The 8,999-nt window shown below is 59.2% G+C and carries 8 protein-coding genes and 1 tRNA gene; 8 read left to right on the forward strand and 1 reads right to left on the reverse strand.

Annotation, left to right across the window (positions count from 1 at the left end; translation table 11 throughout):
• The 8 genes from OC610_RS15265 to ychF all read left to right on the forward strand — a co-directional run.
• Positions 1–1,044, forward strand: a 1,044-nt coding sequence (locus OC610_RS15265; protein ID WP_264428782.1) for a tetratricopeptide repeat protein, incomplete at its 5' end; no start/stop codon positions are given.
• A 4-nt stretch (positions 1,045–1,048) separates the two neighbouring features.
• Positions 1,049–1,666 (forward strand): lipoprotein insertase outer membrane protein LolB, encoded by a 618-nt coding sequence (lolB, locus tag OC610_RS15270; RefSeq protein ID WP_264428784.1) that lies wholly within the window; start codon positions 1,049–1,051, stop codon positions 1,664–1,666.
• 1 nt (position 1,667) lies between these two features.
• Complete coding sequence (ispE, locus tag OC610_RS15275) at positions 1,668–2,519, forward strand: 4-(cytidine 5'-diphospho)-2-C-methyl-D-erythritol kinase (RefSeq protein ID WP_264428786.1); 852 nt, start codon at positions 1,668–1,670, stop codon at positions 2,517–2,519.
• 37 nt (positions 2,520–2,556) lie between these two features.
• Positions 2,557–2,631: transfer RNA gene (locus OC610_RS15280), tRNA-Gln, on the forward strand.
• A gap of 47 nt (positions 2,632–2,678) precedes the next feature.
• Positions 2,679–3,620: a ribose-phosphate pyrophosphokinase gene (locus OC610_RS15285; protein WP_003171603.1), complete on the forward strand. Its 942-nt coding sequence runs from the start codon at positions 2,679–2,681 to the stop codon at positions 3,618–3,620.
• Positions 3,621–3,760: 140 nt separating this feature from the next.
• On the forward strand, positions 3,761–4,363 hold the full coding sequence (locus OC610_RS15290; RefSeq protein ID WP_207966248.1) for a 50S ribosomal protein L25/general stress protein Ctc: 603 nt from the start codon (positions 3,761–3,763) through the stop codon (positions 4,361–4,363).
• A gap of 164 nt (positions 4,364–4,527) precedes the next feature.
• A complete protein-coding gene (gene pth, locus OC610_RS15295) occupies positions 4,528–5,112 on the forward strand; it encodes an aminoacyl-tRNA hydrolase (RefSeq protein WP_003185374.1) in 585 nt (194 codons plus the stop codon).
• A 22-nt stretch (positions 5,113–5,134) separates the two neighbouring features.
• Entirely contained in the window at positions 5,135–6,235 is a 1,101-nt protein-coding gene (gene ychF / locus OC610_RS15300) for a redox-regulated ATPase YchF (RefSeq protein WP_217860324.1), read from the forward strand.
• Between the two features lie 53 nt (positions 6,236–6,288).
• Here ychF and OC610_RS15305 read toward each other — a convergent pair whose 3' ends face one another.
• Complete coding sequence (locus tag OC610_RS15305; protein ID WP_264428792.1) at positions 6,289–8,361, reverse strand: calcium-binding protein; 2,073 nt, start codon at positions 8,359–8,361, stop codon at positions 6,289–6,291.
• Between the last annotated feature and the right edge of the window lie 638 nt (positions 8,362–8,999).

Below are 8,999 nucleotides of genomic sequence, written 5' to 3' on the forward strand. Positions count from 1 at the left end.
CTGTTGCAAAGCATGAACCGCGGCGACGAAGCCCTGCCGCTGATGGAAAAAAGCATCAAGAAATATCCGGACGACAAACGCCTGCGCCTTACCTATGCGCGCATGCTGGTCGAGAACAACCGCATGGACGACGCCAAGGTCGAATTTTCCAGCCTGGTGCAGCAGTACCCGGAGGATGATGACCTGCGTTATTCCCTCGCACTGGTCTGCCTGGAAGCCAAGGCCTGGGAAGAGGCCAAGGGTTATCTGGAAGACCTGATCGCTCGGGAAAGCCACGTCGATTCGGCCCACCTGAACCTCGGTCGCATCGCCGAGGAGCGCAACGACCCCGAGAGCGCCCTGATCGAATACGCCCAGGTCGGCCCGGGCAATGATTACCTGCCGGCGCAGTTGCGCCAGGCCGACATCCTGATCGGCAACGGCAGGACGGCCGAGGCCCAGAGTCGCCTGGCCATCCAGCGCGACACCCAGCCGGACTATGGCATCCAGCTCTTCCTGATCGAGGCCGAGACCCTGTCGGCCAACAACCAGGGCGACAAGGCCTGGGGCGTATTGCAACAAGCCTTGAAGCAATACCCGGACGATCTGAACCTGTTGTATACCCGCGCCATGCTGGCGGAAAAACGCAATGACCTGGCCCAGATGGAGAAAGACCTGCGCCTGATCATCCAGCGCGACCCGGACAACGCCATGGCCCTCAACGCCCTTGGCTACACCCTGTCGGATCGCACTACCCGCTACGATGAAGCCAAGGTGCTGATCGAGCAGGCGCACCAGATCAACCCGGAAGACCCGGCGGTACTCGACAGCCTCGGCTGGGTGAACTTTCGGCTGGGCAATCTCGACGAAGCCGAACGCCTGTTGCGCCAGGCCCTGGAGCGATTCCCGGACCAGGAGGTCGCCGCTCACCTGGGTGAAGTGTTATGGGCCAACGGAAAACAACGCGAAGCCCGGCAGATCTGGGACAAGTTCCTCAAGGAACAACCCGACAGCCCCATCCTGCGCAGCACCATTAAACGCCTGACCGGATCAGAGACTCTTTAAGATTATGTTTTTGCGCCATTTCATTGTTTTCAGTTTCATCGCTCTGCTCGCCGGCTGCGCGGGCTTCGGCGCCCGTGAATCCGTCCAGGGCCAGGGCAACCAGGCCCAGTGGCGCGAGCACAAGCAACAATTGAGTGGCCTCGATGGCTGGCAGATCGACGGCAAGATCGGTATTCGCGCGCCGAAGGATTCGGGCAGCGGCACCTTGTTCTGGCTGCAGCGCCAGGATTACTACGACATTCGCCTCTCCGGGCCGCTGGGTCGTGGCGCCGCACGCTTGACCGGCCGGCCGGGCCAGGTTTCGCTGGAAGTCGCCAACCAGGGGCGCTACGAGGCGCCGACGCCTGAAGCGCTGCTGGAAGAGCAATTGGGCTGGAAGCTGCCCGTGTCGCACCTGACCTGGTGGGTTCGCGGCCTCCCGGCACCGGACAGCAAGAGTCGCCTGACCCTCGACGGGGACAGTCGCCTGTCCAACCTGGAGCAGGACGACTGGCAGATCGAATACCTCAGCTATGCCCAGCAGAACGGCTACTGGTTGCCGGAGCGCATCAAGCTGCACGGCAGCAACCTCGACGTCACGCTGGTCATCAAGCAATGGCAGCCGCGCAAGCTGGGGCAATGACATGAGCGCGACACGCTTGACGCTGCCCTCCCCGGCCAAGCTCAACCTGATGCTGCACATCCTCGGCCGGCGACCGGACGGCTACCACGAGCTGCAGACAATCTTTCAGTTCCTGGACTACGGCGACGAGATCACTTTCGCCGTGCGCGACGATGGCGTGATCCGCTTGCACACCGAATTCGCTGGCGTTCCCCACGACAGCAACCTGATCGTCAAGGCCGCAAAACAACTCCAGGAACAATCCGGTTGTTCGCTGGGCATCGATATCTGGATCGAAAAAATCCTGCCCATGGGCGGCGGTATCGGTGGCGGCAGCTCGAATGCGGCGACGACTTTGCTGGGCCTGAATCACTTGTGGCAACTGGGCTGGGACATGGATCGCCTGGCGGCCCTGGGCCTGACGCTGGGCGCCGACGTGCCGGTTTTCGTGCGTGGCCACGCGGCTTTTGCCGAGGGCGTGGGGGAAAAACTCACGCCGGTGGAACCCGAAGAACTCTGGTACCTGGTGCTGGTGCCGCAAGTATCTGTAAGTACAGCAGAAATTTTTTCAGATCCACTGTTGACACGTAACTCTCCTCCCATTAAAGTGCGCCCCGTTCCCAAGGGAAACAGTCGAAATGACTGCTTACCGGTGGTAGCAAGGCGTTATCCAGATGTTCGTAACGCATTGAATTTGTTAGGTAATTTTACCGAAGCAAAACTCACCGGAACTGGAAGTTGTGTGTTTGGGGGCTTCCCAAGCAAAGCTGAAGCTGATAAAGTCTCGGCCCTTCTGACAGAGACCCTTACAGGGTTTGTAGCGAAAGGAAGCAACGTTTCGATGTTGCATCGCAAGCTGCAAAGTCTGCTCTAAAAGGAATCGAGTGCTGGGCACTCGCAGCAACAGATACAGGGGCGTCGCCAAGCGGTAAGGCAGCAGGTTTTGATCCTGCCATGCGTTGGTTCGAATCCAGCCGCCCCTGCCATTTTCCTATACTCATCCAGGTATACCCTCAGCCTTCAGGTACTGCGCGTGTCCAAGATGATGGTCTTTACGGGGAACGCCAACCCCGATCTGGCTCGGCGTGTCGTACGTCAGCTGCATATCCCTCTCGGTGACATTTCTGTCGGTAAGTTCTCCGACGGCGAAATCACTGCCGAGATCAATGAAAACGTTCGCGGTAAAGACGTCTTCATTATTCAGCCGACTTGCGCTCCGACCAACGATAACCTGATGGAACTCGTCGTGATGGCTGATGCCTTCCGCCGCTCCTCGGCTACTCGTATCACTGCTGTTATTCCTTACTTTGGTTATGCCCGTCAGGATCGCCGTCCGCGTTCCGCACGTGTGGCTATCAGCGCGAAAGTCGTGGCCGATATGCTGACCGTAGTCGGCATCGATCGTGTACTCACGGTCGATCTGCATGCTGACCAGATTCAGGGCTTCTTCGATATTCCCGTGGATAACATCTACGGCTCCCCGGTCCTGGTGGATGACATTGAAGATCAGCGCTTCGAAAACCTCATGATCGTGTCCCCGGATATCGGCGGCGTCGTGCGCGCACGGGCCGTTGCCAAATCCCTGGGCGTTGATCTGGGTATCATCGACAAACGCCGTGAGAAAGCCAATCACTCCGAAGTGATGCATATCATTGGTGATGTCGAAGGGCGTACCTGCATTCTGGTCGATGACATGGTCGATACCGCCGGCACCCTGTGCCACGCGGCCAAGGCCCTGAAAGAGCATGGCGCTGCCAAGGTTTTCGCCTACTGCACGCACCCAGTGCTGTCCGGTCGGGCGATCGAAAACATTGAAAATTCCGTGCTGGACGAGCTGGTGGTGACCAACACCATCCCGCTGTCCGCTGCAGCACAAGCCTGTGCGCGTATCCGCCAACTGGATATCGCACCGGTGGTTGCCGAAGCGGTTCGCCGCATCAGCAATGAAGAATCGATCAGTGCGATGTTCCGCTAAGGGCCCTGCCCTTTCCTGAATGTCTCGTTGACGAAAAGCGCCCCGCCCCAACACTCATGTTGGGGCGGGGCTTTTTTGCCCATACCGCTTTGGCGTCGGTCGCAGACGTCATTCGGAAATGGCTATTTTGGAGATACAACATGAACGATTTTACTCTGAATGCTGAAGTGCGTTCCGACCTGGGGAAAGGTGCGAGCCGCCGCCTGCGTCGTCTCGCAAGCCTGGTTCCAGCTGTAGTCTACGGTGGCGACAAAGCCCCTGAGTCCATCAGCATGCTGGCCAAAGAAGTTGCCAAACTGCTCGAAAACGAAGCGGCCTACAGCCACATCATCGAGCTGAACGTTGGCGGCACCAAGCAAAACGTCGTGATCAAAGCCCTGCAGCGTCACCCGGCCAAAGGCCACGTGATGCACGCTGACTTCGTCCGCGTTGTTGCCGGTCAGAAGCTGACTGCTGTTGTTCCAGTGCACTTCATCAACGAAGCTGCTCCGGTCAAGAAAGGCGGCGAGATCTCGCACGTGACTTCGGAAATCGAAGTTTCCTGCCTGCCGAAAGACCTGCCTGAATTCATCGAAGTCGACCTGGCTGACGCCGAAGTCGGCACGATCATTCACCTGTCCGACCTCAAGGCTCCTAAAGGCGTTGAGTTTGTTGCCCTGGCTCACGGTGATGACAAGGCTGTTGCCAACGTCCACGCTCCACGTGTTGCTCCAGAAGCTACTGAAGAAGGCGCTGCAGAGTAATTTCACTCTGTCGCCGGAGTGACCGGAAACATCGCGGACTGGAACGTAGCGAGACAACGGGCAAGAACGCGAAGTTTACTTAACGGTAGATCCGCAATTTCGTTCGTTGTCGCCACACCGCCTGACGCGACATGTTATCCACCACTCCAGGAAGGGCCCCTATCGTGACTGCCATCAAACTGATCGTTGGCCTGGGTAATCCAGGCGCCGAATACGAACAGACCCGGCATAACGCAGGGGCCCTTTTTGTTGAGCGCATCGCGCACGCCCAAGGCGTCAGCCTGGCCGCCGATCGCAAATATTTCGGCTTGACCGGGCGCTTTTCGCACCAGGGTCAGGATGTTCGCCTGTTGATTCCCACCACCTACATGAACCGCAGCGGCCAGGCCGTGGCGGCATTGGCCGGTTTCTTTCGCATCAAGCCGGAAGAAATCCTGGTGGCCCACGACGAACTCGACTTGCCTCCGGGCGTTGCCAAGCTCAAGCAGGGCGGCGGCCATGGCGGTCACAACGGGTTGCGCGACATCATCGCGCAACTGGGTAATCAGAATACCTTTCACCGCCTGCGGCTCGGCATCGGCCACCCGGGCGTCGCCAGTATGGTTTCAAACTTTGTCCTGGGTCGTGCGCCTCGCGCCGAACAGGAAAAACTCGATGCCAGCATCGACTTCGCCCTCGGCGTGCTGCCGGATATCCTCGCCGGTGAATGGAACCGCGCGATGAAAAACCTGCACAGCCAGAAGGCCTGACACTTATCCGAGGGGAAACACCATGGGATTCAATTGCGGCATCGTCGGCCTGCCTAACGTCGGCAAGTCCACCCTGTTCAACGCCCTGACCAAATCCGGGATCGCGGCCGAGAACTTCCCCTTCTGCACCATCGAGCCGAACAGCGGCATCGTGCCGATGCCCGATCCACGCCTGGAAGCCTTGGCGGCGATCGTCAATCCCAAGCGTATCCTGCCGACCACCATGGAATTCGTCGACATCGCTGGCCTGGTGGCCGGTGCGTCGAAAGGCGAAGGCCTGGGTAACAAGTTCCTGGCCAACATCCGTGAAACCGATGCCATCGCCCACGTGGTGCGCTGCTTCGAAGACGAGAACGTGATTCATGTTTCCAACAGCGTCGACCCGAAGCGCGACATCGAAATCATCGACCTGGAACTGATTTTCGCCGACCTCGACAGCTGCGAGAAGCAACTGCAGAAAGTCGCTCGAAACGCCAAGGGTGGCGACAAGGACGCCGTCGTTCAGAAAGGCCTGTTGGAACAGCTGATCGCCCACTTCACCGAAGGCAAGCCTGCGCGCAGCCTGATGAAGAACATGAGCACCGACGAGAAACAGGTGATCAAGGGCTTCCACCTGCTGACTACCAAGCCGGTCATGTACATCGCCAACGTCGCTGAAGACGGTTTCGAGAACAACCCGCACCTGGACGTGGTCAAGGCCATTGCCGAAGAAGAAGGCGCCATGGTCGTTCCGGTCTGCAACAAGATCGAAGCGGAAATCGCCGAGCTGGACGACGGTGAAGAGAAAGACATGTTCCTCGAGGCCCTGGGCCTGGAGGAGCCAGGCCTGAACCGCGTGATTCGCGCTGGCTACGAAATGCTCCACCTGCAGACCTACTTCACCGCCGGTGTCGAAGAAGTCCGCGCCTGGACCGTTCGCGTGGGTGCTACCGCCCCGCAAGCCGCCGGCGTCATCCACACCGACTTCGAGAAAGGCTTCATCCGCGCCGAAGTCATCGCCTACTCGGATTTCATCCAGTACAAGGGCGAAGCAGGCGCCAAGGAAGCCGGCAAATGGCGTCTGGAAGGCAAGGAATACATCGTCAAGGACGGCGACGTGATGCACTTCCGCTTTAACGTCTAAGTGAAAAAAACCGCGTGGCAGCGTCTGTCTGCCACGCGGTTTTTTTGTGCCCGTCAACTCAGCAAATGCCATTGATCGACATCTGGCGCCACCCCGATCAGACCTAATCCGGCGTCAGGCGCCGCTGCGGGAGCAAAGACCATGTTGTCTTCGCCCAGGCTTTCCCGCCAATCCCCAGCCAGCGCAATCTGGAACGAATGGCCTTGCGCGTCCGCCTCCGCATCCCTCAGGTAAGTACGGTCCAATGCCTGGTTGTAAACCAACTTCAGCGTAGCGCCCGTGCCCTCTCCGAAGCCGGTATAGCCCAGCGCCGACACATCGATCTTGTCGTCAACCGTGAAGCCTTCGATCAGGTCGGCAAAGCTCTGGCTGTCAGTCCGGTAGCTGTCCTCGGTAGAGAGATAGCGGAACACGTCGGCGTTTTCCCGATTGTCCGTCCACAACGAAATGTCGGCCCGGTCTCCGCCGTTGAGACGGTCGGCGCCCGCGCCGCCGATGATGACATCCGCTCCGGCGCCGCCGTTGATACGGTCATTGCCGTCCAGGCCACGGATGATCTCCGACAAGGCTGAACCGGTGATCGTATCGTTGGCAGACGTACCATCGACGGTGGGCGCGGTAAACACCAGGTTGGTGCTGTTCAATTGCCCGACCAGATTACCGTCCAGGGCCAGTTCAAAACGTTGCCCGTCGGCATCGGCGTCGAAGCTCTTGAGGTAGGTGCGGGTGCCGTCCGCGCTGGCCTGGATGGCCAAGGTACCGTGGTGCCCGTCGCCAATCCCGGTGAAGCCCAAGCCGATCAGGTCAATGCGGTCCTCGGAGACATTAAAGTCCTGGATGCGGTCGCTGCTGTTCAGCGTGGCGGTGCGGAAACTGTCGCTCAATTCGGTGAAACGGAAGATGTCCGCGCCTGAGCCACCTTGCAACAGGTCACGCCCGCCGTCGCCTTGCAGCACATCATCACCCGCCAGGCCATGGATGATTTCAGCAGCATCGGTGCCGCGCAGGATTTCCTCGCCAGCGTACCCGTCCACGTGGAGCTTGCCATCCTGGCTGCCGAAGCTGGTGTCCAGGCTGCCGTCGGCGTTCAGGCGGATGACATTGAAATCTCCGCTGTTCGTGCCGGCAGCCAAGATCCTGCCATCGGCTTGTACCGTCAACGCCACCGGCGTGTCGGCTTCAAAAGTCACCGAGCCATTGCTGCCAAAGCTGCTGTCGAAGGATCCGTCAGCGTTGAGCCGCACCACGGTAGCCAAGCTATCGCCCTCGCCATGGCCCATCACGATGATCTTGCCGTCAGCCTGCACGGTGACCACCGAGTCTTCGCCAAACCCCATGGCGGCGCTCAAATGCAGGACGCCATCGTCACCGAAACGGGTGTCCAACTGACCGTCGGCGTTGAAACGCTGCAAGGCGAACGTCGGATCGCCCACACCAGCGGCGTTGTAGGCAGCCCCGACCACAACGCTTCCATCCGCCAGCACGGCAGTGGAGATCCCGCCGTTGAAGAACGGGTCTTCGGAAATGTCGACGGTCAGTACGCCATGGTTGCCGAAGCCGTCGAACAAGCTGCCGTCATTGCCAACCTTGGTCACGGTCGCCTGGTCAAACCCGCGGGCACTGACCTGAAAGGTGCCGTCCGTATTGGCCGTCAGGTCGATATCCTTGAAGTCATGGGCGATGTCGACCGTCATGACGCCGTTCTGGCCAAAGCCAGCATCGCGCGTCCCGTCGCTGTTGTAGCGTTCCACCTGTATGCCGGTGTTCAACGCCACAGCGACAAGCACCTTGCCATCGGACTGCACCGCCGTCAGCTCATAGTGGGACGCCGGGGCTGTCGCGGCCGGTATTGTATCGACGCCACCTTCGTGAAAGCGGGTGTCCAGGCTGCCATCCGCATTCAGGCGGATAACAGAATGGTTCTGTTCGTAACCGTAGCTTTCCTCACCTGGCGCCCCGGGGTACCCCCATGCAAGGTACTCGGTATAGCCGCCAATCAGTATCTTGCCGTCCGACTGGACAGTGATGCTCTGGGCATCATCGAACTGGCCGGTGAGGTCGACCTGGACGGTGCCAGGGCCGGTTCTTACGGTATGGGAATTCAGTTTCGTGCTATCGATGGTCATGATTTAGTCCTTTAAAGAAATGCCGGATTCGTCATTCTGGAAGAGCCACAACGCTCTGAACGCTACCCCGATCCTTGGCTTGACCGGTGGCTTGCAGCCGTCAGCAGGCTGGATGGCCCTTTTGCTCGGAAACATCAAAGAGCGGCAAGTTCATTTCAGGCGAGGGGCTGACGACAAATGGCCAATAACCCCTCCCCTTCCCTGCTTATTGCGCAAGAAATGGGCTCCCTGTAGGCAACGTCCTAAGGAAGAAGAAGGCACCTTTATAGGACGCTTCTGAATTTTCAGAACGGGCGGTTTGCCTATGGTATCTGCCCTTCGCCGTGAGCCAATCTGGTCCCCTCGACATTAAAAACCACGCGCCATGAGCGTGGATTTCCAGGGGCAATCCATGAGTTCACCTCGTCCGGACACCAACACAGCCATCGATCAACACAGCGCAATACGCGTCGTGTGTTATTCATCACCCGCCCTGAAACGAGTCATGCAAACGACTGTGGGCGGCCATCAACATGTCTGATCCACGCCCGACCTTCTTCGACCACAGCCGCCACACCCTGCGAATTTCCGGCGTCGACGCCCACCTCGACGTCCTGGCCTTCACCGGCGAAGAACACCTGAGTCGTCCCTACCTCTAC

The organism is Pseudomonas agronomica (assembly GCF_025917275.1).
Classification (GTDB): domain Bacteria; phylum Pseudomonadota; class Gammaproteobacteria; order Pseudomonadales; family Pseudomonadaceae; genus Aquipseudomonas; species Aquipseudomonas agronomica.